Source organism: Microbacterium murale, from assembly GCF_030815955.1.
Taxonomy (GTDB): Bacteria; Actinomycetota; Actinomycetes; order Actinomycetales; family Microbacteriaceae; genus Microbacterium; species Microbacterium murale_A.
The window spans coordinates 2,632,362-2,655,853 of sequence record NZ_JAUSXK010000001.1 but is presented as its reverse complement, the minus strand read 5'-3'; the positions used below and the strand labels follow the sequence as shown (position 1 = coordinate 2,655,853).

Annotated in this window: 26 protein-coding genes; 13 read left to right on the top strand and 13 right to left on the bottom strand. The window is 66.8% G+C overall.

What is annotated here, in order from left to right; translation table 11 throughout:
* Nucleotides 1-33: 33 nt before the first annotated feature.
* The 3 genes from QFZ46_RS12985 to QFZ46_RS12975 all read right to left on the bottom strand — a co-directional run bounded on the left by QFZ46_RS12985 (nt 34) and on the right by QFZ46_RS12975 (nt 2,649).
* Complete coding sequence (locus tag QFZ46_RS12985) at nt 34-1,491, bottom strand: MFS transporter (RefSeq protein WP_307362132.1); 1,458 nt, start codon at nt 1,489-1,491, stop codon at nt 34-36.
* Nucleotides 1,492-1,818: 327 nt separating this feature from the next.
* Entirely contained in the window at nt 1,819-2,283 is a 465-nt protein-coding gene (locus tag QFZ46_RS12980) for a DIP1984 family protein (protein ID WP_307362131.1), read from the bottom strand.
* 57 nt (nt 2,284-2,340) lie between these two features.
* Nucleotides 2,341-2,649 carry a GNAT family N-acetyltransferase gene (locus QFZ46_RS12975; protein ID WP_307362130.1) on the bottom strand — a complete coding sequence of 103 codons (309 nt, stop codon included), beginning with the start codon at nt 2,647-2,649 and terminating at the stop codon, nt 2,341-2,343.
* 328 nt (nt 2,650-2,977) lie between these two features.
* Here QFZ46_RS12975 and QFZ46_RS12970 point away from each other — a divergent pair, with 328 nt between their 5' ends.
* Genes QFZ46_RS12970 through QFZ46_RS12950 form a run of 5 tightly spaced genes read left to right on the top strand, consistent with a single transcriptional unit; the run spans nt 2,978 to nt 5,959 of the window.
* Entirely contained in the window at nt 2,978-3,685 is a 708-nt protein-coding gene (locus QFZ46_RS12970; RefSeq protein WP_307362128.1) for a winged helix-turn-helix domain-containing protein, read from the top strand.
* Between the two features lie 58 nt (nt 3,686-3,743).
* The gene (locus QFZ46_RS12965) at nt 3,744-4,715 is read left to right on the top strand and encodes a DNA-3-methyladenine glycosylase family protein (RefSeq protein WP_307362126.1); all 972 of its coding nucleotides are present in this window, start codon (nt 3,744-3,746) and stop codon (nt 4,713-4,715) included.
* A 37-nt stretch (nt 4,716-4,752) separates the two neighbouring features.
* Nucleotides 4,753-4,962 (top strand): hypothetical protein, encoded by a 210-nt coding sequence (locus QFZ46_RS12960; protein WP_307362124.1) that lies wholly within the window; start codon nt 4,753-4,755, stop codon nt 4,960-4,962.
* Between the two features lie 54 nt (nt 4,963-5,016).
* Nucleotides 5,017-5,505: a methylated-DNA--[protein]-cysteine S-methyltransferase gene (locus QFZ46_RS12955; RefSeq protein WP_307362122.1), complete on the top strand. Its 489-nt coding sequence runs from the start codon at nt 5,017-5,019 to the stop codon at nt 5,503-5,505.
* Between the two features lie 43 nt (nt 5,506-5,548).
* On the top strand, nt 5,549-5,959 hold the full coding sequence (locus QFZ46_RS12950) for a VOC family protein (protein WP_307362119.1): 411 nt from the start codon (nt 5,549-5,551) through the stop codon (nt 5,957-5,959).
* Between the two features lie 2 nt (nt 5,960-5,961).
* On the opposite strand, the gene QFZ46_RS12945 is transcribed toward QFZ46_RS12950, so the two are convergent.
* The 3 genes from QFZ46_RS12945 to sigJ all read right to left on the bottom strand — a co-directional run bounded on the left by QFZ46_RS12945 (nt 5,962) and on the right by sigJ (nt 9,767).
* Entirely contained in the window at nt 5,962-7,431 is a 1,470-nt protein-coding gene (locus QFZ46_RS12945; protein WP_307362117.1) for an MFS transporter, read from the bottom strand.
* 71 nt (nt 7,432-7,502) lie between these two features.
* Nucleotides 7,503-8,837 (bottom strand): M20/M25/M40 family metallo-hydrolase, encoded by a 1,335-nt coding sequence (locus QFZ46_RS12940; RefSeq protein WP_307362115.1) that lies wholly within the window; start codon nt 8,835-8,837, stop codon nt 7,503-7,505.
* 48 nt (nt 8,838-8,885) lie between these two features.
* Nucleotides 8,886-9,767, bottom strand: a complete 882-nt coding sequence (gene sigJ, locus QFZ46_RS12935; RefSeq protein WP_307362113.1) for an RNA polymerase sigma factor SigJ — start codon at nt 9,765-9,767, stop codon at nt 8,886-8,888.
* Nucleotides 9,768-9,953: 186 nt separating this feature from the next.
* On the opposite strand from sigJ, the gene QFZ46_RS12930 reads away from it, so the two are divergent.
* From QFZ46_RS12930 to QFZ46_RS12920, 3 genes are all read left to right on the top strand, one after another.
* Entirely contained in the window at nt 9,954-10,694 is a 741-nt protein-coding gene (locus QFZ46_RS12930) for an SDR family oxidoreductase (RefSeq protein WP_307362111.1), read from the top strand.
* Between the two features lie 216 nt (nt 10,695-10,910).
* Complete coding sequence (erm, locus tag QFZ46_RS12925; RefSeq protein ID WP_307362108.1) at nt 10,911-11,696, top strand: 23S ribosomal RNA methyltransferase Erm; 786 nt, start codon at nt 10,911-10,913, stop codon at nt 11,694-11,696.
* Between the two features lie 4 nt (nt 11,697-11,700).
* Nucleotides 11,701-12,708, top strand: a complete 1,008-nt coding sequence (locus QFZ46_RS12920; protein ID WP_307362107.1) for an FUSC family protein — start codon at nt 11,701-11,703, stop codon at nt 12,706-12,708.
* Between the two features lie 12 nt (nt 12,709-12,720).
* Here QFZ46_RS12920 and QFZ46_RS12915 read toward each other — a convergent pair whose 3' ends face one another.
* Entirely contained in the window at nt 12,721-13,206 is a 486-nt protein-coding gene (locus tag QFZ46_RS12915) for a MarR family winged helix-turn-helix transcriptional regulator (protein WP_307362105.1), read from the bottom strand.
* A 40-nt stretch (nt 13,207-13,246) separates the two neighbouring features.
* Here QFZ46_RS12915 and QFZ46_RS12910 point away from each other — a divergent pair, with 40 nt between their 5' ends.
* A complete protein-coding gene (locus QFZ46_RS12910) occupies nt 13,247-14,173 on the top strand; it encodes a DMT family transporter (protein WP_307362103.1) in 927 nt (308 codons plus the stop codon).
* A gap of 4 nt (nt 14,174-14,177) precedes the next feature.
* On the opposite strand, the gene QFZ46_RS12905 is transcribed toward QFZ46_RS12910, so the two are convergent.
* Entirely contained in the window at nt 14,178-15,122 is a 945-nt protein-coding gene (locus QFZ46_RS12905) for a LysR family transcriptional regulator (RefSeq protein ID WP_307362101.1), read from the bottom strand.
* Between the two features lie 88 nt (nt 15,123-15,210).
* On the opposite strand from QFZ46_RS12905, the gene QFZ46_RS12900 reads away from it, so the two are divergent.
* Nucleotides 15,211-16,440 (top strand): hypothetical protein, encoded by a 1,230-nt coding sequence (locus tag QFZ46_RS12900; RefSeq protein WP_307362099.1) that lies wholly within the window; start codon nt 15,211-15,213, stop codon nt 16,438-16,440.
* Nucleotides 16,437-17,243, top strand: a complete 807-nt coding sequence (locus QFZ46_RS12895; RefSeq protein WP_307362097.1) for an alpha/beta fold hydrolase — start codon at nt 16,437-16,439, stop codon at nt 17,241-17,243. Before QFZ46_RS12900 ends, QFZ46_RS12895 begins: the two co-directional genes overlap by 4 nt.
* On the opposite strand, the gene QFZ46_RS12890 is transcribed toward QFZ46_RS12895, so the two are convergent.
* Nucleotides 17,233-18,180 (bottom strand): LysR family transcriptional regulator, encoded by a 948-nt coding sequence (locus QFZ46_RS12890; protein WP_307362091.1) that lies wholly within the window; start codon nt 18,178-18,180, stop codon nt 17,233-17,235. The two genes, QFZ46_RS12895 and QFZ46_RS12890, sit on opposite strands and share 11 nt — an antisense overlap.
* Nucleotides 18,181-18,250: 70 nt before the next feature.
* On the opposite strand from QFZ46_RS12890, the gene QFZ46_RS12885 reads away from it, so the two are divergent.
* Nucleotides 18,251-19,981, top strand: a complete 1,731-nt coding sequence (locus QFZ46_RS12885) for an L-aspartate oxidase (RefSeq protein ID WP_307362088.1) — start codon at nt 18,251-18,253, stop codon at nt 19,979-19,981.
* 78 nt (nt 19,982-20,059) lie between these two features.
* Nucleotides 20,060-20,494, top strand: a complete 435-nt coding sequence (locus QFZ46_RS12880) for a VOC family protein (RefSeq protein WP_307362086.1) — start codon at nt 20,060-20,062, stop codon at nt 20,492-20,494.
* 21 nt (nt 20,495-20,515) lie between these two features.
* Here the strand turns inward: QFZ46_RS12880 and QFZ46_RS12875 are convergent, their stop codons facing one another.
* The 4 genes from QFZ46_RS12875 to QFZ46_RS12860 all read right to left on the bottom strand — a co-directional run bounded on the left by QFZ46_RS12875 (nt 20,516) and on the right by QFZ46_RS12860 (nt 23,465).
* Complete coding sequence (locus QFZ46_RS12875) at nt 20,516-20,899, bottom strand: VOC family protein (protein WP_307362084.1); 384 nt, start codon at nt 20,897-20,899, stop codon at nt 20,516-20,518.
* Nucleotides 20,900-21,001: 102 nt separating this feature from the next.
* Entirely contained in the window at nt 21,002-21,616 is a 615-nt protein-coding gene (locus tag QFZ46_RS12870; protein ID WP_307362083.1) for a hypothetical protein, read from the bottom strand.
* A complete protein-coding gene (locus tag QFZ46_RS12865) occupies nt 21,613-22,524 on the bottom strand; it encodes a carbohydrate ABC transporter permease (protein WP_307362082.1) in 912 nt (303 codons plus the stop codon). The genes QFZ46_RS12870 and QFZ46_RS12865 overlap by 4 nt, the downstream gene beginning before the upstream one ends.
* The gene (locus QFZ46_RS12860; RefSeq protein WP_307362081.1) at nt 22,521-23,465 is read right to left on the bottom strand and encodes a carbohydrate ABC transporter permease; all 945 of its coding nucleotides are present in this window, start codon (nt 23,463-23,465) and stop codon (nt 22,521-22,523) included. Before QFZ46_RS12860 ends, QFZ46_RS12865 begins: the two co-directional genes overlap by 4 nt.
* Nucleotides 23,466-23,492: the final 27 nt, after the last annotated feature.

The window sequence follows — 23,492 nt, the reverse complement described above, 5'->3', positions numbered from 1 at the left end:
GACATTCTCGCTGAGGCCCGCCGTGGCATCCGATCAGTGCACGAGAACCGGAGTGTTCTCCGACTCCACTCCGCCTTGCGGAAGCAGATCCTCCTTGCGTCCGCGCACCATCGCGAGGGCGATTACCGATGCCATGACCATGCCGACCGCCGCTGCGATGAAGACTCCGCTGTAGCCGCCCGTGAGCGTGCCGAGCCCGACCTCGCCCTGTGCGTCACCGCCGACGACCACCGCATACACCGCGGTGAACACCGACAGTCCGATCGATCCGCCGATCTGCATGGCGGAGTTCGTGACCGCCGAGGCGACGCCGGCGTCATGCGGTGCGACTCCCGTCAGTGCGACGTTCTGCAGCGGGATGAAGACGAACGCCATGCCCATCCCCATGACCAGCAGGGCCGGGGCGACCTGAACGAAGTAATCGCCGCCCGGTGTGATGAACGAAAGGTAGATCAGCGCGGCGGCGACCACGAGCGGCCCGCCGATGAGCATCGGGCGCGGACCGATCCTGCCGAGCATCTTGGTCGCGATCCCCGCGAGCACCATCGTGCCCAGCGGCAGCGGCAGACTCGCGAGACCAGCTTCCATCGCGCCCATGCCGAGCACGATCTGCAGGTGGAAGGTGAGGTACAGCGTCGCGCCGATCATGACGCTGCCCGCGACCGCCTGGATGAGGAACGCGCCACCACGCACCCTGTGTGTGACCACGCGCAGCGGCAGCAGCGGGTTGCTCACCTTCATCTCGACCCACACGAATGCGGCGAGCAGAACGACGCCGAGGGCGATGAACGTGATGGTGAGCGGGTTGCCCCAACCGGTCTCGGCGAGGCTGAAGCCGTACACGAGCACCCCCAGACCCGAGGTCACGAGAAGTGCACCCCACAGGTCGTAACGGTTGTCGCCCTCGGCCTTGCTCTCGGTGAGGAACAGCGCACCGCCGATGAGACCGACCGCCACGAAGAACAGGTTGACGAGCAGGCACCAGCGCCAGTCGAGGAACTCGGTGAGGAATCCTCCGAGCACCATGCCGACCGCGGCGCCCGCCCCGGCGACCGTGCCGAACACGGCGAAGGCCGTGTTGCGCTCTTTCCCCGAGGGGAACAGCGTGGTGAGCAGCGCGAGAGCCGCGGGAGCGAGCATCGCCGCGAATACGCCCTGAAGAGCGCGTCCCAGGATGAGTTCCCACCCCGCCATCGCGAGACCGGCGTACAGCGAGGCCAGACCGAAGCCGATCATGCCGACCATGAAGGTGCGCTTACGACCCCAGTAGTCGGCGATGCGCCCGCCGAGGAGCAGCAGCGCGCCGAACGAGAGCGCGTACGCGGTGACGACCCATTGGCGCAGGTGGTCGTCCATCTGCAGCGCGATCTGCGCCTGTGGCAGAGCGATGTTGACGATCGTGCCGTCGAGGACGACGACGAGCTGCGTCAGAGAGATGACGAACAGAGCCCACCATCTTGCTGTGGGGTGAGCGCGCAGGGGTGAAGACATGGAAAAACCTCCGGTGTCTGGTGAGGATGCCGGAGGTTTCAAGCCTCGGACCAGCGTCCGTTCTCGGCGCTGACCGCCTCAGCGAACGGTGCTGAGCAGAGTTCCATCGTATCGGATGAGAACCTGTGGATTCGAGCCGGAAGGTCCCCTGACCCACCCTCACCACGACGATCGACACGCGGTCATGCAGTGTGCGAGATGCACTTTCACCTGTGCGGCGTGCAGGGCTGCGCGATGCGAGATCTGGGCTGCCCTCCGCCCTGCAGGGCCGGATTTGACCCTCCGGCAGGGCTTGTGTCCGCCTCGTCTTGGCTACCGACTTCCGCTCTACTCCTCCAGGTCGTACGTCCAGTTCGCCTGCTGGATCCTGTTGTCCAGCTCGCGCAGCTCCTGTGCGATGCCGTCGGCAGCCGCGCGCAGTTCTGCGACCGGCAACGCGGCGATCTGCCGAAGCTCGGATCGCATCTGCCGCATCCCCGTGTTGGTTCCGGATGCTGCGGCTGCAGCATCCGCCAACAGAGAATGCTGCAGCCGCAGCACATCGCGCGCGGCGAGCGCATCGGTCATGGTCCCGTCCGCGCCGAGAACGAGACGGGAGTTGGTCGCGTTGATCCGGCGGATGAGATCGCGCAGTTGACCGAGGGAAGCCTCGGCCTCACCCAACAGGGCTGCGGCGTCTTCTGCCGGCTCCTCGCCCTCCTGATAACGGGCATTCGCGGTGATGCGGGCGCGCAACTGTTCGATGCGGCGCTGCAGGTCTGCTCTGGCGGTCAGCGCCTCAGCGAGTTTCATGTCCTCATCCTTGCAGGACGCTGTACCTGACGTAACAGTGCGTCACACTTCGTGGCATCAGCGACGACGCAGCAGCCCGGCGTGTTCAGGGTTCGCGTCGAACCATTCTGCGACGTACCAGCACACGGGGTCGACCTTGCGATCACCACGACTCTCGATGTCGGACACTGCGCCGTGAACTACTCGCGCCGCATGCCCGCTTCCGCGGAAAGTCGGGATCGTGAAAGCCCTGGTCAGGGCGATCGTGCTGCCGTCGTCGCGATAGTCGAGAACACTCACCAGCACCCCGTCACGAGTGAGGGTGTATCGCGACGCATCCTTCTCATCGGTGAGTATGAAGCCGTCGACGATGTGAGAACCAGTCATCATTCCACGGTAAGCCCACCCGGTCGCACAAGGTTACGTTTTGACACAGCACGACTTTCTCAGTAATAATCCCCCCATGACCACCAACGCGCGCCCCTCGTCCGCCCAGGAGGCGAACAGGACTGCCGGGATGATGATGCCCGGCTGCGTTGGCATGTGTTGCCGAATGTGTAGCTGACCCCAGCCGCCCCGCGCCCGCTCTGCTTATTCGCGATCTGCGAAGACGGAGCCCCGAGCACCCACCTGCGTGCTCGCTCCCGGCCCTCCCGGTCATTCATGCAACACATCAGAGCCGTATCGGCTCACCCTTCGCAAGGAACCCATCATCATGTCGAACATCGCAACCCTTGAGCGTTCTGCCACCCGTGCCCCTCATCTGCGTGCTGTTCCGCCGCTCGTCGAGCAGGCACCCGCCGTTGCCGCCGACCTCCCCGCGACCCGCTCCCCGCGTGGCTTCGCCCTCTACGTCGGCCTCGACGAGATCAAGGCCGCCGAAGCCGGTGTGAGCCTGCCGCTGCTCGTCGACGCGCTCCGCCGCACGCTCGCTGAACTCGCACCTGGCGCTGAGACCCACGCGACCGTGGCCCTCGCCCCACATGGTTCGGGCGGCCGCGACCTCGACGTCGTACGCCTGGCCCTGCAGGAGCCGGGTGCGATCGCCCGCACCAAGGCCGCCGAAGACGAAGAGCAGGACGAGGACTACGGCGTCACGGTCGACATCTCCCGCAAGCGCGTGCTGATCGACGGAGACTCCGCGGCGTTCACCTATAAGGAGTTCGAGCTGCTGCAGTACCTCGTGCTCCGCGAGGGACGCACGATCGAGCGCACCGAGCTGGTCGGCGCGCTGTGGCAGTCGCCGGATGACGAGACTCCCGGTGAGCGCACGATCGACGTGCACGTGCGTCGACTGCGCGCCAAGCTCGGACGTTACGAAGACATCGTGCGCACGGTGCGCGGCGTCGGGTACCGCTTCGACCGGCACGCAGACGTCGTGATCCGCTACGGCCACGGCACGCCTTCACCCGACCGCTTCTGAGAATCTCGGGCTCGCTTCGATGCGGACCGGTGTCAGCGGCGCGACGTAGTGTGTTCGCATGACGAAGACAGCGGATGCCACGACCGCGGCAGCCGCGACGGAACCGCCGCGCAGCACGACATACCGACCGGCGCACCCGCTGCATCTCTACCGCACGGTCGGGGTGCTCATGCGCGGGCCCAAGGACCCGACCATGCTGGTCGACGGCACGACGCTGTGGCGCGCGAGCCGCACGCCGGAAGGTGTCGCGACGCTGGCGCTGAGGCAGAGCAGCGACGGGATCCACGCAACTGCGTGGGGCCCCGGGGCGGACTGGGCTCTCACCCAGTTGCCCGCCCTCTGCGGTGCAGACGACGATGCGAACGGTTTCGATGCGTCGACTCTCATAGATGCGGGGCATCCGTTCCTTGCCGACGTCGCTCGCCGCACGGTCGGCACACGCCTGACCCGCACCGATCTGGTCTTCGACTCGCTCGCGAGCGCCGTGATCGAGCAGAAGGTCACCTCGTTCCAGGCGTTCGGGGCGTGGCGCGCCCTCATCACCCGCTTCGGTGAACGCGCGCCCGGGCCGACTCCGCGACCGATGTTCGCTCCGCCGACGATCGAGGGTTGGCGTCTGATCCCCTCGTGGGCCTGGCACCGCGCCGGCGTCGAGCCCCCTCAGTCCCGCGCGATCGTGCGCGCCGCCGAGCGGGGCCAGCGGATCAGCGACGTCGTGCTCGCGGCGCGCACCGGCGCAGAGCGGGACCGCATCCTCACCAGCCTTCCCGGCATCGGCGCGTGGACATCCTCGGAGACCCGCATCCGCGCGCTCGGGGACCCGGATGCCGTGAGCGTCGGCGACTACCATCTCGCACACGAGGTCGGCTTCGCGCTTACCGGCTCACGCGTCGACGACGACGGGATGCTGGCACTCCTCGCGCCCTGGGCCGGCCACCGGCACCGCGTCATCCGCCTCATCCTGGCCAGCGGCGTACGCGAGGATCGCCGGGGTCCACGACTGGCGCCGGAAGATCATCGCCGACGTTGACGAGCAGCACCGACGGACATCGACCTATGCTGGGGCCATGGCGGCATCGAAGAAGCAGCGCTGGAGTTGGCTCGGCGGCACGGTCGTGCTCGTCGTACTCGGGGTGGTGATCGGACTCGTCCTGCAGAATGTATGGCTCGGGCTGCTGCTCGCTGCGATCGTCTCGCTGGTCTGGCTGTTCGCCGTCGAATCCCGCAAGGGCGACAACGCCGGCGTCAACGACGAGTCCAACGGGATCGAACTCTGACGGCGCCGCGCCCCAGACGTTTCGATGTCCGCGGCGACGGCTAGGGTCATGGTCATGTCGTCGTCCGGCACACTCTCATCGCCCGTAGGCCAGCTCACCGTGATCAGCGACGGTCAGTCGATCACAGGCGTGGCCTGGCGATCCGCACCCCCGCCGCCTGCGCAGGATGACCCGCTGCTCACCGAGGCGCTGCGGCAACTACGTGCCTACTTCGACGGCCGGCTGACCCGCTTCGACCTTCCCTTCGACCTCGGAGCTCAGACCGAGGTCACGCACGCGGTTCTGACCGCCTTGGCGGAGACCGTCGATCACGGGCAGTCGATCACCTACGGTGAGCTTGCGGCGAGGAGCGGCACGAGCATCCCCGCCCGTGGCGTCGGTGCCGTCATGGGCGCGAACCCGATCCCGATCATCGTCCCGTGTCATCGTGTCGTCGCGAGCGACGGGCTTGGCGGCTACTCAGGCGGCGACAGCGGACAGGGCCTGCTGACGAAACGCTGGTTGCTCGAGTTCGAGGGCGCACTTCCGACCGCGTTGTTCTGAGCGCACACTCGACGATCTCGGAGGCATGGGCAAGACTGGCAGGATGCCTCTTCTCGATCATCTGGGTATCACCGTCGAAGACCTGCCTCACGCGATCTCGCAGTTCCATCCTGTGATGGACGCCCTTGGCTTCACCCGCGACGACGCCGAGAACTCGGTCGCCTGGCAGCGCGACGGTGAGACGGAGCTGATCATCTTCCCCGCCCGCGAAGCGGGCACCGGTCCGCACCGGCATGGCGAGGTGGGATGGCAGCACCTCGCCTTCGCCGTCGAATCACGCGCGGAGGTCGACCGCCTCCATGCGATCGCACTCGACGCGGGCTGGACCGCCGTCCGCGACCCCAAGCTCTATCCGCGATTCAACGACCGGTACTACGCGTCGTTCGTCGAGGATGACAGCGGCATCCGGATCGAGTTCATGCACAACCCGCCGCGTGTGAACCCGGCAGGCTGAGCTCACGGTAGAACGGGCAGCTCTTCCGCCGCATCCACTGCGTGATCGGTGAACGAGTTCTTCGGCACGAACAGCAACAGCACTGCCGCGGCGAGCGCGGTCGCGCCGCAGACGATCCACACGATCATGTAGCCCTCGAGCGAACCCGCCGTTCCTTCCGCCCCGGACGCCGTCGCGGCGAACCCGTGCAGGAGCGCGATGCCGAAGATGCACGAGGCGATCGCCCCGCCGACGGTCTTGACGGAGTTGGTGAGTCCGGTTGCGACACCGGTCTGGGTTGCGGGCGCAGCGGATGCTGCAGCCGCGGGCAGCGCGGCGACGAGTGCACCGGACCCGAGACCGACGATCACCATGTTCGTGATCACCTGCGCATACGAGTCGTGGAAGGGCAGGAACATCGAGAATCCGATGCCGACCAGAAGTGCGGCGCCGATCAGCGTGAGTCGCGGCGTGGTGAGTCGCGCGATCTTCGAGTACAGCAGCGCGCCCGTGATCATGCCGATCAGGTAGATGCCGATGATGAGCGATGTCGCGAAGCCGGTGGTTCCGAGCCCATAGCCGTACACAGACGGATCGGTGCGGGCGAAGGTCGACAGCGGAGCCTGGGCACCGAGCACGCTCACCCCGAACAGACCTGCGGTGACGAACACCGGCCAGAGCGCGGGTGAGCGGAACATCCGCACGTCGATGAGCGGGTCATCGTGCCGAAGCTCCCACAGTGCGAACGGCACGACGAGCAGCAGCCCGAGGGCGACGACGATCCACGACCATGGATTCACGAGGCCCCCGTCTAGACGCAGCATGCTCAGCCCGCCGGTGAAGCAGATGAGCGCGATCGAGATGAGCACGAGGCCGACCATGTCGAGCACACCGCCCGTCGAGTCCGGCGACTCCTTCACCCCGAACAGGATGACGAAGAAGCAGACGATCACGAGCAGCGCAGGGATCAGCAGCACGATGGTCAGCGGCAGCACGTCGATGAGCGCACCCCCGATCAGCGCACCGCCGATGGCTCCGGCCTCGAGCGCCGCGACGAGCAGACCCGCCGCCCGTGCGGTCAGGATCGAGCGGCCCTCCATCTTCCGCGATCGCGACCAGATCAGCGCGATCTCCAGCGGCAGCCAGACGACGTAGAAGCCCATCAGCGTCCACGCCACGAGGAACACCCAGAACGAGTCCGTGAAGGGCAGCGCAAGAGCGGCCACCGCTGTCAGTGCGGTGGAGATCAGCAGCATCCGCTTGTGGCCGACCATGTCGCCGAGCTTCGCGAAGGCCGGAACGACCAGCGCCGAGAGCATGAGCTGCGTGCCCTCGAACCAGTTCACGTCGGCGTCGTGGATCTGCAGATGCCGCGCGATGTCGGAGAGCATCGGCGTGTAGTAGCCCTGCAGCACGCCGCTGGTGAACTCCACGAAGGCGAGGAAACCGACGACCGCGGCGAGCGCGCTCAGGCTGACAGAACGGGGCACCATTGCTCCTTCTTGAGATTTCGGGTGAGGTCACTCTACGGCACACCGGGTACCGCGGATGCCGGTACTCAGGTTCAACGGAGACGTTCGAGCAGCGCCCGGTGGAACGCCTCGCCCCGTTCGAGCGTGGCGATCTCCACACTCTCGTCGACCCCATGGATCGACGCGCGCTGCGCGTTCGACATCTCCAGAGGAGCGAACCGGTACACCGCCGGCGCGTAGCGATGGAAGTGGCGCGAGTCAGTGGCTGCCATCATCACGTACGGGACGGGGCGGACGCCGGGGAACGACTCGTCCAATGCTTCGCCGAGAAGCGCGAACTGCGCGTTGTCGGTCGGTGACTCCGGCGAGGGCTCGCTGCCTTCGAGTACTTCGATCTCGACGAGCGGGTCGCGAACTCGACGGCGTACGCGCACGACAGCGCTGTCGACGCTCTCCCCGAGCGCGATGCGCAGGTTCACCGTCGCGGATGCCTGCGAGGGGATGACATTCGCCGCTGTACCGCCTGTCTGCATGGTGGCGGCGACCGTGGTGCGCACCATGGCGGCTGGTTCCCCGCCCAGCGCCGCGAACACGCGCGCCGTGAGGAACGGCACGCGTGCGAGCATCTTGAGCAGCAGTCGGGAGGGCCCGCTGGCCTGCTCGGAGAACTGTGACAGCATCCGGGAGATCGCCTTCGGCGTCCGAGGGCGGAATGTGGACGGCGCGAGTCGGTTCACGGCGCGGGCGATGCGTCGCACGGCGGTGAGCGTCGGTGGCGCGGACGCGTGCCCGCCCTCGCCGCGCGCACTGAGCTTCAGCGTCAGCACGCCCTTCTCTCCGACGCCGATCATCGCGGCACGGCCCTGAACGAAGGACAGCGGCGCATCGACGACCGCGCCGCCCTCGTCGAGCACGAGCCAGGGGACGATCCCGCGCTCCTTCATGACGCGCGCGATCTCCACGGCAGCCGCACCGAAGGTCTCTTCGTTGCCGCCGAACGAGAGGTACACGTCGCGTGCGGGCACGAAGCCGTTCGCCAGCAGGTTCTCGACCGCCTCGAGCACGACGATGAGTGGGCCCTTGTCATCCAGGGCGCCGCGTCCGTGGACCCGGCCGTCGGCGATCGTGCCCGCGAACGGCGGATACGTCCAGTCATCGCTCTCGCCGACGGGCACGACGTCGTAGTGCGCCATCAGAACCAGCGGGTCGGCACTCGATGCCCCATCCCAGTGGAAGAGCAGCCCGAACTCGGTGTGACGCTCGAGCGACAACCGTTCATGGGTGAGCGGGTACAGCTCGGCGATGAGCGCCACGAACTTCTCGAACGGCTCGTGCCCGCGTACTTCGAGCTCAGCCGACACCGTCGGCAGCTGAATCATCCTCGAAAGCCGCTCGGCGATGCCGGGGCGGGCGGTCACTGTGGTCACGACGTCATCGTACCGATGAGAGATCAGGGACGATCCCTCTGAGGGAGATCACCGCCAGAGTGTGAGTTTGTCGGGATTGCGGACGATGTAGACGTCCGTGATGCGCTCGCCCGCCACATCCACCGAGATGACCGAATCCGTACGACCATCGATCGTGACGAGGAACGCGAGCCCCTCGGGACCGAGCCGCGGTTCGATCCTGGCGGTCGGCTCAAGATGAGGGAGCCCGAGCAGGAATCGCGCCACACGATCGGCGCCGACCACGGGCCGACGAGCCGCAGAGACCTTCCCCCCGCCGTCCGAGCGCAGCACCACGTCGGGGTCCAGCAGCGAGATCAGCGTCGAGAGTTGTCCGGTCGCCGTCGCCTCGGCAAAGGCACGAGCGACCGCGTCATGCTGTTCCCTGGAAGCGGCACCGGCGCGGCGCTCCCGAACACGTCGTCGTGCCTGGGAGGCGAGCCGCCTGGTGGCGTCCGGCGTTCGTCCGACCGTCTCGGCGATCTCAGCGAACGGCACGGCGAAGATGTCGTGCAGCACGAAGGCGACCCGCCCGGCGGGGGTGAGCGATTCCAGCACGACCATAAGCGCGAGGCTCACGGACTCGTCGAGGGTGACACGGTCGAGCGGATCGACTGGCACGGCCGCAGCTATCGCAGACTCCCCCGGAAGCGGCTCGGGTAACCACTCGCCGACGTAGCGCTCGCGACGAGCGCGGGCAGAGCCCAGCATGTCGAGGCAGATCCGGCTCGCGACCCTGGTGAGCCAGGCGGCGGGGTTCTCGATCCGCGCGCGTTCGACATCCGGCAGCCGATACCACCGCACGTAGGTCTCCTGCACGGCATCCTCGGCGTCGGCGACCGTGCCGAGCATTCGATACGCGAGCGCGAGCAGCGTCCGTCGCTCCCTCTGGAGCTCGTCGATCTGGTCCATCCCATCTCACCCTTCCTCAATGTCGACGATGCAGCGCTGGGAAATGTGAGCCACGTCCTCACATTGTCGATGGCTATGTCGTCGAATGAGTATGAGCATGACTGTACGACGCGTGCTCATGCTTCCCGGACCGCGCGCGGAACGGCCGAGTCCAGAGAAAACCGACAAGACGAAGGAGAACATCTGATGAGGATCGCGATCGCAGGAGGAACAGGCGTCGTCGGAGGTCCCACGGTCGAGGCCGTGCGCAATGCCGGGCATGAGGCTGTCGTCCTCAGCCGCTCGCAGGGCGTGGACCTCGTCAGGGGAAACGGGCTGGCGGCGGCGCTCGTCGGCGTCGACGCCGTGATCGACACCGCGAACGTGTCGACGCTGAAGGCCGCAGCGGCCATCGAGTTCTTCACCGCGGCGACTGGGAATCTCATCGATGCCGCGGCAGATGCGGGCGTCGGGCACATCGTGCTGCTGTCGATCGTCGGGATCGATCGGATGCCGTACGACTACTACGCGGGCAAGGTCGCACAGGAGAAGATCGTCGAGGCTTCGCCGGTGCCGTGGACGATTCAGCGTGCGACACAGTTCCACGAGTTCGCCGGTCAGATGTTCGCGCAGGCGAAGGTCGGCCCGCTGCACCTCGCGCCTCGAGCGCGCACGCAGCCGATCGCCGCTCGTGACGTCGGCGAGCGTCTCGTCACCCTTGCCGTCGGCGACGCCCGAGGTCGGGCGCAGGACATCGCCGGCCCGCGCGAGGAAGCACTCGATGAGATGGTCAGGGCGTACGCTCGAGCGACAGGGCATCGCGGGTGGACCCCCTCCATCAGCATTCCCACCAGGCAGATGAAGGGAATGCGCGCTGGTCTCGCGCTGCCGGACCCGGATGCTCTGCTCACCGACCAGACGTTCGCCGAGTGGCTCGCGGCACGCTGAGTCGGCCCGTAGACTGTCGGCCATGGGTTCGATAATAAAGAGCGCGCAGTTCGACGCGCGTTGCTTCACGTTCCGCGACCGCCGCGCCTGACGGCGCGTTGATGGTCGCATAACGCCACTGCGCGTCGTTCCGGATGTCCTGCACCCGGAGGCGCGTTCGCTGTGCCCTCGCACGCCCGCAGCCGGGTGCTCCTTTCCTCATGACTGGAGCGCATCTTGCGACCTCGATCCCATACCGGTGGCCGACACGAACTCGGCCAGAACTTTCTCATCCACCGCCCGACGCTGCAGCGCATCACGACGCTGACCGCAGCCACCGACGGTCCGATCCTCGAGATCGGTGCCGGCGACGGTGCTCTCACGCGGCACCTCGCCCGATTGGGGCGGGACCTCCGCGCCATCGACATCGATGTGCGACGTGTGGACCGGCTGCGCAGCCGCGTCCACGGGGCCAGCATCCATCACGCCGATGCCATGCACGAGCCGCTGACCCGACCGGTGATCGTCGGGAACATCCCGTTCCACCTGACGACACCGCTGCTGCGCAGGTTGATGGACGCGGAGGGATGGCAGCACGCGATCCTCCTCACCCAGTGGGAGGTCGCACGCAAGCGCGCCGGCGTCGGAGGTGCGACCATGATGACAGCTCAGGCCGGCCCCTGGTACACCTTCCGTCTGCACGACCGCGTTCCGGCGCGCCACTTCCGCCCGATGCCGGCGGTGGACGGCGGCATACTCTCGATCGAGCGCCGCGCATCTCCACTCATCGACCATCGTGAGCGGCGCCGTTTCGAACGATTCGTCGGCGCCGTCTTCCGAAGTCCTGGCAACGGCATCCGGCAGATCCTCCGCGGGATCGGACATCCGCCGCAGGGCATAGTTCGGGCGCTCGGTGAAGCCGGTGTCGCACGAGCGGCACTGCCGAGAGATCTCTCGCCCGCACAGTGGGCATGTCTGTGGCGACTCCTCGACGAGGGCGTCCGGAGGAAGGGAGGACAATAGTTCTGTGAGTCTCTTCGCCTTCGGCCCGTCGCCCGGTCCTCGTTGGCAGCTGGGACTTCAGGCGGCGCTCGGGCTCGCCGTGCCGATCACGGTCATGACGCTGGTCGGGCTGCCGGTCCTCGGCTTCATCGCCGCTTCCGGCGCCTTCACGGTGCTGTTCGCGGGGTTCTCACCCGTTGTCGAGCGCGCGAAGGTACTGCCGTTCGTCGGTGCGGGGCTGATCGCCAGCGCTGTGCTCGGCGTTCTCGTGGCGGGCGATCCGTGGCTCGTGAGCGTCGGCGTCGTGGTCGTCGCGATCGTCAGTGCAGCTCTGGCGTTCGGGTTCAGGCTGGGTCCGCCGGGACCGCTGTTCTTCGTGCTGGTGTTCGGGTTGTCCGCCCATGTGATCGCCGGCTCGAAGATCTCACCGCTTGCATACATCGCGGCGTTCGCAGCCGGTTGCGTGTTCTCGTACCTCGTGACTCTGACACCTCTGCTGCTGCCGACGGTGCGGGCGAAACGGGCGCGTCCGCTGCGCGACCTGCTGCCGGGTCCGGCGCTGGATGCGGGCGCTCGCACTCTGCTGGTTCGCGTCGCCATCGTCTCCGTGCTCGGAGTGCTTCTCGGCCTGATCGTCGACCCGGGCCGGAGTTACTGGATCGTCGGCGCGGCCGTCGCAGTGATCGGTGTGGCCGCGGCCCGCAGAGCGGCATTCCAACGCGGTCTGCACCGGATGCTGGGCACAGTGGTCGGCGTCGGCGCATACGCTCTGCTCTCGCTGCTGCATCCGTCCGGGCTGTGGCTTGCGCTCCTGCTCGGCACGCTGCAATTCACGATCGAGCTCGTCGTCATCCGCAACTACGCCCTCGCGCTGGTGTTCATCACGCCGCTCGTGCTGCTGCTCACCGGAGCGGCGACCGGGGAGATCGGGTCGATGGAGGTCGCGTGGGAGCGGATCGTGGACACTCTCGTCGGAGCGGCGCTCGGCGCAGCATCCGGTGTTCTGCATCCGCGGGCGTCGAAGCAGAACTGACTTGAGTCTACGTCAGCCGATGGCGAGCTTGACCAGCAGCGCTTCGAGCTGAGCGCGTTCAGTCGCGTCCAGCGGCGCGAGCAACGCCTCTTCGGTCGCCAGGTGGATGGGATACATCTCGTCGATCAAGGCACGTCCACGCCCCGTCAATGTCACGACACGACCACGTCCGTCGACGGCGAGCGGCTGCCGTGAGACCAGGCCGCCGGCCATCAGGCGGTCCACCCGCTTCGATGTCGCCCCTGCGGTCACCATGGTGTGCTCCGCGATCTCACCCTGCGGCAGGGCGAACGGGTCGCCCGCGCGACGCAGCGCGCACAGCACGTCGAACTCCCCCTCGCCGATCCCGAACCGGCGATAGTTCTCGATGAGCGAGGCGGTGAAGTCATCCGAGACCCGCCGCATCCGTCCGATGATCGCCATCGGGCTCGGATCGAGATCGGGACGCTGCTCGCGCCATTGCTCGACGAAACGCGCGACTCGATCGATCTCAAGCATGGGATCGATCTTACTTTCCGCGGAACGTATACTTGTTTCCATGGAAACTAATTCGCGTCGACTGCTCCACCTCTGGAGTGCGGCACGGTGGCCGCTCATCGCCGCGATCGGACCGATCGTCTTCGGTTCCACCTATTGGGTCACACGTGAGTTCCTGCCGGCCGACTCGCCGCTCTGGGGGTCGGCCATTCGCGCACTGCCGGCCGGGCTCGTCCTGCTGCTCGTCGTCAGGCGACTCCCCCGCGGTGCCTGGTGGTGGCGATCCATCGTGCTCGGCACGTTGAACATGGGGCTGTTCTTCTGCCTGGTCTACGTGGCCGCTCAGCTGCTTCCCTCCAGCGTCGCGGCCTCCATCACCTCGGTGGCGCCACTGATGATCGCGGCGTTCGCCTGGCTGATCCTGCATGAGCGTCCGAGCCCGCGTGTCCTGATCGGCGCCGGCGTCGGCGCCGCAGGCGTGCTGCTCATCGTCGGCACCGCCACAGGACGGCTCGACATCTGGGGCATCGCAGCGTCGTTCGCGTCCATGGCGATGTCGGCCCTCGGGGCGATCCTCATGAAGCGTTGGAACGACGGCACGCCCGTCCTCACCGTCACGGCGTGGCAGCTGCTCGTCGGCGGCATCGAACTGACGATCGTCGCCGCACTGTTCGAGGGACCGCCGCCAGCCGTCTCCCCCAGTGAGCTCACTGCGTTCGCATACGTCAGCCTGATCGCGACCGCTCTCGGCTTCTTCTGCTGGTTCAGCGGCTTCCGGCATCTGCCCGCCGGTGTCGTCGGCGTGATCGGGCTGCTCAACCCCGTGACGGGTGTCGCACTCGGTGTGCTGATCAGCGGCGAGACGCTCAGCGCACTGCAGATGCTGGGCATCGGCCTCGTACTGGGCAGCATCGCGCTGGTCAATGCCAGGCGCAGCCGAACGACGCCGGCGGCGACGGCGACCGATGCTCGGAACGCGCGAGTGTGACCATTCAGCGGAGAATCGTCCTGTTCCCGGGCTCGAGGAGCCAGGCGCCGTCCGGAATGTCCAGCCACCCTCGAGATGCCGCGAGCTCCGCTGCGGCTTCGCGCAACGCACGAACACCCTCGTGCTCCACGTCGGCACGCCACGTCATCGTCCACGGGTAGAGCGGGATCGGATCGACGATCGGACGCAGCACCGCATCGGCCACCGGCGGTTGCGACATCAGGGCGAGAATCGGAGCCTGCCTGACCCGCAGATGCTGGGCGAGTTCGTCGCCGCCGGGAACCGGCGGGTGCCCGATCGTCGGATCGATGCCGAACGGCGCGAGAAGCTGACTCGTCGCCTCCACCCATCCCGCCGTCACATGGTCTCCCGCTCTCGAGCACACCCGCGTGTCCCGCAGCATCTCGAGGGGGACCTCGTCGAGCGCGGCAAGGCCATGGGTCTCGGGGATCAGCACTGCGAGACGCTCGTATCTGACCGACTGCGACCGCAGGTCCGATCCGGGGCGTCGCAACCACCCGAATGACACATCGGCACGACGCGCATCGGGGATCACGTCTGCGAGGCTGTTGGCACTGCCGTACAGCGCGAAGAACTCGAGTTCAGGTGCCCGCCGCCGTGCTGCGTCCAGGACTCGGGCCGGCGCGAAGACGGAATTCACGACGTCGACGACCAGCGGAACCTCTTCCCGAAGCTCCCGCATGGCAAGGTCGTGCAACCCGAGAAGCTCCTTGGCTCGCGGCAGCAGACGGCGTCCTGCCTGCGTCAACGCCACGCGTCGGGTCGACCGGTCGAACAGCGGCGTTCCCACCCGCTCCTCAAGACGCCGGATGTCGCGGCTGAGTGCCTGCTGCGCGATGAAGAGTCGCTCGGCGGCGCGGCTGAAGTGCAGTTCCTCCGCCACGACGATGAAGTGCCGCAGCAGCCGCAGCTCCAGTTCATCCGACATCTCGGCCCCTTGATTCACAACAGATGTGGGTGAATCCTACGCCGATGGGTGTTGGAGTTCGACCGCCGCTCCAGACGAGTGTGGACGTATGGACAGCATCAGGACTGAGCGGACGATGGTGACGGCACTTCACGGGTTCACCGGTCTGCTGACCGCGTTGTGGGGCGCCGGCCTCCCCTCGCTCGACGCGCGACTGAGTCTCGGTCCGGGCGGACTCGCGATCGTCCTGCTGGTGCTGGCCGCCGGTGCATCCGTTGCGATGCCGGTCGCTGGGCGGCTGGCCGGCCGGGTGACACACGTCACCATCGTGCGTTCGGCGTTTCCCGCGGCCGCGGTCTCGCTCGGCGCTGCCGGTGCCATGCCTTCCTTCGGGGCGTTGATCGCCGCGACAGCTCTGTTCGGAGTCGCCAGCGGAACACTGAACGTAGGGCTCAGCGCATCGGCGATGTCTGTCGAACGAGCCGCGGGGCGACCGGTGATCGCGCGCATGCACGGATACTGGACCCTTGGCGCCGCAGGCGGTGGCCTCGTCGTCTCAGGACTCCTGCACATCGGGCTCGATGCTCGCGTGGTGACGGCGGCGGGTGCGGTGGCGATCGCGGCCGTCGCTTCGTTGCTCGGGCGCGCTCTGGCGAGCACGCACGACCTGACCTCGCCGGCGCAGGTCGCAACGGTCCCTCAGACTCGGATGCGACGCGAGATGTGGGGATGGACCGCCGCTCTCGGAGCGCTCGGCACGGCCGCCTTCATCGCAGAGGGCGCGGCCGTGGACTGGGCGGGCGTGCATGCGACGCACGAGCTGGGAGCGACCCCCGCGACCGGCTCCCTGATGTACGCACTGTTCTTCGGCGCGATGACGATCATGCGGTTCACCGGCGATCGTCTCCGTTCGACGCTCGGGGCGCGACGCACGTTGCGTCTGACCGGGGTCATCGGCGCCTGCGGGTATTTTCTCGTCATACTCTCCCCGTCACTGCCATCGGGCGGGTCGACACTCTGCGCTGCCACCGGATGGTTCCTCACCGGCGCAGGAGCAGCACTGGTCTGGCCGATCACCATAGGCACTCTCGCCGCTGCAGGCGTCACACCTGGCGTGCTCTCGATCGTCGCGACGATCAGCTATGGCGGCGGGCTCATCGGCCCCGCCCTGATCGGCGTCGTCGCCGAGTTCAGCTCCCTGACCGCCGCGCTGGCCATCCCCCTGGCGCTCGCACTCGCCGTGTCGGCGTGCGCGCCCGCGATCATCGACCGCTTCCAATCGAACGCACGCCCGATCCCGTCCCCTGCATCATCCACCCAACAAGGAGAATCACAATGAAGATCACGACAGCCACCCTCGACGTCGCCGACGCGCGACTCCACTACGAGGTCCGCGGCGATGGGCCGCTCATCGCGCTGATCGGCGCCCCGATGGACGCCGAGCCCTTCAACGGCCTCGCGGACGCCCTGGCCTCCGATCACACCGTTCTGACAGCCGATCCGCGCGGGATTCGCCGGAGCACCCTCCTCGACAGCACCGCTGATTCGACGGCGGAGCAACGTGCGAATGACCTCGCGGCCCTGGTCCGTCATGTCGACGCCGGCGCCGCGATCGTGCTGGGGTCGAGTGGCGGAGCAGTCACCGCGCTCGCCTTCGCCCAGGACCACCCCGAACTCACGGCAACCGTCATCGCCCACGAGCCACCGCTCATCACGCTGCTCGACGATGCTGCAGGTCAGCGGAGGATGACGGAGGAGATGATCGCGGTGTACGGATCCGGCGATGTCGTCGGTGCCTGGGAACGGTTCTTCCGCCAGGCGACGATCGACGTTCCTCCTGGCATGCTCCAGGAGATCTTCGGCGGCGACCGTGATCCGCAGACCGTCGCCGATGAGGCGTACTGGTTCTTCCACGAGTACCGCGCGAGCGTGTACTGGGCGCCTCGCGTCGATCTGCTGCGGGCCGGCGCTCCGATCATCGTCGGCATCGGAGCGGAATCTGCGGGTCAACTGTGCGAGCGGACGGCGACGGCCTTGGCTGATCTCCTCGACATCGCGCCCGAGCGATTCCCCGGCGACCACACCGGCTTCGTCGAGCATCCCGCCGAGTTCGCTGAACGGCTTCGCCGCGTCACGGCCTGACGGCGGCAGCCACCAGTGCCATCGTGTCCGGGTCGCGCTCGACGAGCTCGCGGGCCGTGCGCACGATCACGCGGCGCATGGCCGCAGCGGCTCGCGTCGGATTGACGTCGGAGCGGTGGGCGAGACCGATGGTGCGGGCGAGACGCGGATCGACGAGGCGCACCGACCGGAGCTCCGGACGATCGAGCAGAACCATGGCGGGTACGACCGCGACGCCCAGGCCGCGCTCGACGAAGCGCAGCACAGCATCCATCTCCGCCCCCTCCACCACCGGCGTCGGAGCGAGACCGGCTGCACGGAATGCAGCATCCGTCGTGGCGCGCAGGTCATAGGTGTTCGCGAAGAACACGAGCGGCAGCCGAGCGAGCTCGTCGAGGTCGATGCCCACGCCGGTCGTCACGGGGGGCTGCGCCGCCGATGAGACGACCACGAGCTCCTCGGTCAGCAACGGCGTGCGCACCAGGGCCGACCCAGTGACGGGCAACCGGTCGGACAACGTGATGAGCGCCATGTCGAGCGCGCCGGCAGAGAGCTGCTCGATGAGCACGTGCGAGCCGGCCTCTGTGAGCAGCAGCTCCACTCCTGGATGCGCCGCATGGAACACCCCCATCGCCTCGGCGACCAGACTGATGCAGAGCGTCGGGCTGGCGCCGAGGCGCACGCGCCCGCGCTGGAGCCCGGCGAGCTCCGCCATCTCGGAGCGGATGGCGTCGGCATCCGCGAGCATCCGCCGTGCGCGTGGCAGGAGGGTCTCCCCCGCTGACGTGAGCGAGATGTTACCGCGCGCGCGATGGAACAATTCGGCGCCCAGTTCCTGCTCGAGCGAGGAGATCTGGCGACTCAGCGACGGTTGCGCCAGATGCAGGCTCTCGGCGGCACGCGTGAAATGCCCGAGATCCGCCACTTCGACGAAACCACGCAACTGCTCCAGGTTCATGTGTTTACGCTATCAGGACCAGTGAAACTATGCATTGGAGTTATCGCAGAGATGTTCTTAGCGTTGGAGCATGAGCACACGCGAACGACAGATCTCCACCACCGTCCTGGTCATCGGCACCGGAGGGTCGGGCCTGCGCGCTGCGATCGAAGTCGCCGAGCGCGGCGTGGATGTGCTGGCTGTCGGCAAGCGCCCTCGTAACGACGCACACACTTCTCTCGCAGCCGGCGGCATCAATGCCGCCCTCGGCACGATGGATGCCGACGACAGCTGGCAGCAGCACGCTGCCGACACCATCAAGGAGAGCTATCTGCTCGCCAACCCGCATACGGTCGAGGTCGTGACGCAGGGGGCCGAGCGAGGCATCCGCGATCTCGAACGCTGGGGCATGGACTTCGCGCGCGAGGACGACGGGCGCATTTCGCAGCGCTTCTTCGGCGCGCACACCTTCCGCCGCACCGCGTTCGCCGGTGACTACACCGGGCTGGAGATCCAGCGCACACTGGTACGCCGAGCCGAGCAGCTCGACGTACCGATCCTCGACAACGTCTACATCACTCGCATCCTCGTGCGCGACAACGTCGTGTTCGGTGCGTACGGATTCGATCAGAATGACGGCACCCGCTATCTCATCCATGCGGATTCCGTGATCCTCGCGGCCGGCGGCCACACCCGCATCTGGCGCCGCACGTCGTCGCGCCGCGACGAGAACACCGGCGACTCGTTCCGTCTGGCCGTAGATGCGGGCGCGCGCCTGCGGGACCCCGAACTCGTGCAGTTCCATCCGTCCGGCATCATCGAACCGGAGAGCGCGGCGGGCACCCTGATCTCCGAAGCCGCGCGCGGGGAGGGCGGGATCCTGCGCAACGCACTCGGCGAGCGCTTCATGGAGAAGTACGACCCGGAGCGGATGGAGCTCTCCACCCGCGACCGCGTCGCCCTGGCCGCTTACACCGAGATCAAAGAGGGCCGCGGCACAGAGAACGGTGGCGTCTGGCTCGACGTATCGCAGCTGCCTCGCGAGACGATCATGACCCGTCTCCCCCGCGTCTACCAGACCATGATGGAACTGCAGATGCTCGACATCACCACGGACCCGATCGAGATCGCGCCGACCGCCCACTACTCGATGGGCGGCGTATGGGTGCGCCCAGAGGACCACGGCACAGACGTCGACGGCCTCTACGCGATCGGCGAGGCGTCCAGTGGGCTGCACGGCGCGAACCGCCTCGGCGGCAACTCGCTGATCGAACTTCTCGTCTACGGCCGGATCGTCGGTCAGGCGGCGATAGAGCACGCCGCGGCACTCGATGCACAGCGCCGATCTCCCGAGGCGATCGCGCAGGCGCGCGCCGAGATCGACGATCTTCTCTCTGCAGACGGTCGGGAGAACGTCCGCGGCCTTCAGCGCGCTATCCGCAACACGTTGACCGATCACGCCGGCGTCGTGCGGTCAGAAGTAGGGCTGCGCACGGGTCTCGCCGAGCTCGATCAGATCGAGGCACGGATGAACGACATCGGCATCCATCCCGACATCGCCGGTTATCAGGATCTCGCACACGCCTTCGATCTGAAGGCGTCGGCGCTGGCTGCGCGCGCGACCCTCGAAGCCGCTCTCGAGCGTCGCGAGACCCGCGGATGCCACAACCGCAGCGACTTCCCTGATGAGGACCCGGCCCTGCGCGTCAACCTGGTGTGGTCACCGACCACTGGCGCGACTCGCGAGGAGATCCCACCCGTGCCCGACGAGATCCAGGCGCTCATGCGGGAGGTGTCGTCCGAGGGCAAGCTCGTGGAATGAGCGATCGCTGAACACCGTTGAGTATCGCCAGCGCACGGCGCACACTGGTTGCATCCGCACCCAGACGAAGGAGCGATCATGCCGAACCTCAACCCGTACCTGTCTTTCCGTGACACCGCCCGCGAGGCGATGGAGTTCTACCAGGGCGTCCTCGGCGGAGACCTCGCCGTCAGCGCCTTCGGCGATATGCCCGGTAGCGGGTCTGCCGAGGGCGAGGAGAACCTCGTGATGCACGCGCAACTGAACGCTCCCGGCGGGCTCGTGCTCATGGCATCCGACACTCCCGCCGGCATGGAGTACGAGAAGCCTCAGGGAATTTCAGTATCGCTGAGCGGAGGCTCCGTCGATACCGACTACCTGCACGGCGCCTGGGACGGCCTCGTCGATGGCGGAACGGCCATCGTGCCCCTGGGCGAAGCGCCCTGGGGCGGCGAGTTCGGCATGCTCGTCGACCGTTTCGGCATCTCCTGGATGGTCGCGATCGAGGATTCGTTCTCGTCGCAGTCCGATTGAGGCGATCAGCTATGGGCGGCGTCAGCTCGACAGGACGGAGAGGATGTTGCCTGCCGGGTCCTTGAACCACGCGATGTCGGGACCGCGGTCGGCGGCCTTGCCGCGCATGATCCCCTTCTCGTCCTGACCCATGCCCTCGTACCGCTCCATGGTCACGCCTTTGGCGGCGAGTTCGTCGACGACAGCGTCGATGTCTTCGACGGGGAAGTTGAGGATGGTGAACGTCGCAGGCTGGTGATCTTCCTTCGGATAGATCAGCACGGCGCCGCCCTTCGGGAGCTGGACGGAGATCAGCCCACCCATACCCTCCTCAACCGTGAGGCCGAGCACGCCTTCGTAGAAGCTGCGCGAGGCCGCGATGTCGCCTGACGACATGCCGCTGAATGCATCGGAATTCTCGAACATCTCTGCTCCCTCTCTGTTCCCGCTGTGTTCCCGCGTACGAGGTCCAGATTTCCACTGCGCAGTCTCACTGTCCATAGGTTCTCCTGACAGTCGCGGGTCCGGTCAGACTCGCTCTGCCCGTGACACCGCCCGTCGCCGCCGCTCCGCGGCGACGATCGAGACGGCGAGCAGACCCGGTGCGATGACGATCAGAGGCGGCAGCATCCACACCACTGTCACGCTCACGAGGATCCCGAGAAGCACGAAGAAACTGCCGATCGGATCATCGATCGCGAGCGTCCGGCCCGATCTCCACAGGTCCGCCCAACGTCGGCCAGGAGACCAGAGTGACGCGACCCGACAGACCACCACAGCGACGACGACGGCGAGCACTCCGCTGACGACGGCGAGAGCAGCACCACCGGGTACCAGCCCCTGCAATCCGAGAGCGACGTTGATGAGCAGCAGGGCGAGCACCGCGAGGGATGCCAGCCCGAACAGCCACCCGGCGCGGATCGCCTGCCAGCCCAGCCGGAACAGGTCACGTAGCGAATCGCCCCGATGCTCGAGATGCTCATCGAGATGACGCGTCCCCGCGGCGAGCGCCGGAACCAGGGTGACGAGCGGCAGCGCAAGCGCTGTGATCCCGAGTCCGATCACGAGCATCTCCGCAAAAGCGGAGATGCCACCGCCCCCGAACCTCCGCATCGTCTCGGGCGAATGGCGCTCGCGGCTCATCCCTTCAGTCCCTCGGTCGCGACCCCCGAGACGAGATAGCGCTGGAACGCCATGAAGAACAGCACCACCGGCAGCAGCGCGAGGATCGCCATCGCCATCTGTGCACCGTAGTCGCTCGTCGAGGTCTGATCGACGTACAGTCGCAACGCCAGCGGCATCGTGTACATGCCTGGGTCTTTGAGATACAACAGCGGCCCGAAGAAGTCGTTCCACGACCAGATGAACGCGAAGATCGAGCTCGTGACGAGAGCGGGCTTCATGAGCGGCAGGATCACTGCGGAGAAGATCCGCACGTGCCCTGCACCGTCGATGCGCGCAGCCTCGTCCAGCTCCCTCGGGAGTCCACGGATGAACTGGATCATCAGGAAGACGAAGAAGGCGTCCGCCGCCAGGAACTTACCCAGCAGCAGCGGCCAGTACGTATTGATCATGCCGAGCTGGTTGAACACGATGTACTGCGGGATGATCACGACGTGGAACGGCAGCAGCATCGTGGCGATCATGCATACGAAGAAGATCCGACTGCCGCGGAAGTTGATCCGCGCGAACGCGTAGGCCGTGATCGAGCATGAGAGGAGGATGCCGACCACGGAGCCCACGGCCAGGATCAGCGAGTTGACCACGAAGGTCCAGAACGAGACCCCTCCGATGCCATTCAACGCTTTGGCGTAGTTGTCGAAGCTGCCGTTCTCGGGGATCAGACTCACGGACCCGATGATCTCGTTGCCCGGCTTGAACGACGACATCAGCATCCACACCGCGGGGTACAGGATGACGACGAGGACGGCGATGGCGAACACGTGGAAGACCAGTGTCTTTCCGCCGGAACGCCAGCGGGTTCCGGCAGATCTGCGTCGCGGCCCTCCTGGACCGGCCGTGATCAGTTCGGTCTCTGTGGTGACGGTCATCGCTCATCTCCCGCGTAGTGAACCCATGCTTTCGATGTGCGAAAGAGCATGAAGGTGACGATTCCGACGACGATCACGAGCACCCACGCCATCGCCGAGGCGTACCCCATCTGGAAATCGCGGAAGCCGCGCAGATACAGGTACAGCGTGTAGAACAGCGTGGATCCGGCTGGGCCTCCGCTGCCGTTGGAGATGATGTACGCCGAGTTGAAGACCTGGAAGGCGTGGATCGTCTCAAGCAGCAGGTTGAAGAAGAGCACCGGTGAGAGCATCGGGATCGTGATCGAGAAGAATCGACGCACGGCGCCGGCGCCATCGACGGACGCGGCCTCGTAGAGCTCCGCAGGGACCTGCTTGAGCCCCGCGAGGAAGATCACCATGGGAGCACCGAACTGCCACACCGTGAGCAGGATGAGCAGCGGCAGCGTGCGCGCAGGATCGCCGACCCAGCCCGCCTCGGAAGCCGGTGGTCCACCGAAGAACGAAGTGATCTGCGCCACTATCCCGTCGTCGATGAACATGGCCTTCCACACGATCGCGATGGAAACGCTGCCGCCGATCAACGAGGGCAGATAGAACGCCGAGCGGTAGAAGCCCTGGCCGCGGCGAGGCGCGTTGAGGAGCATGGCGACGGCGAGCGCCGCGAGAAGCTTCAGCGGAGTGCCGACGAGAACGTAGATCCCGGTGACCTTGACCGCCTGCAGGAAGTTCGGGTCGTTGAACATGCGCGTGTAGTTGTCGAAACCGATGAACTCGGGAGCCGCGAAGAGGTTGTAGTCGGTGAACGACAGGAACAGCGAGGCGAGCATCGGCCCTGCCGTCAAGACGAAGAATCCGATGAGCCATGGACTCAGAAACGCGTATCCGGCGCGGGTCTCCTGTCTCGCCCGCGCGCTGCCGCCGCGCACCCGCGGTCGGACGATGGTTGCCGTCGCAGTCATATGTGCATCCTTTCCTCCTGCTGCCGG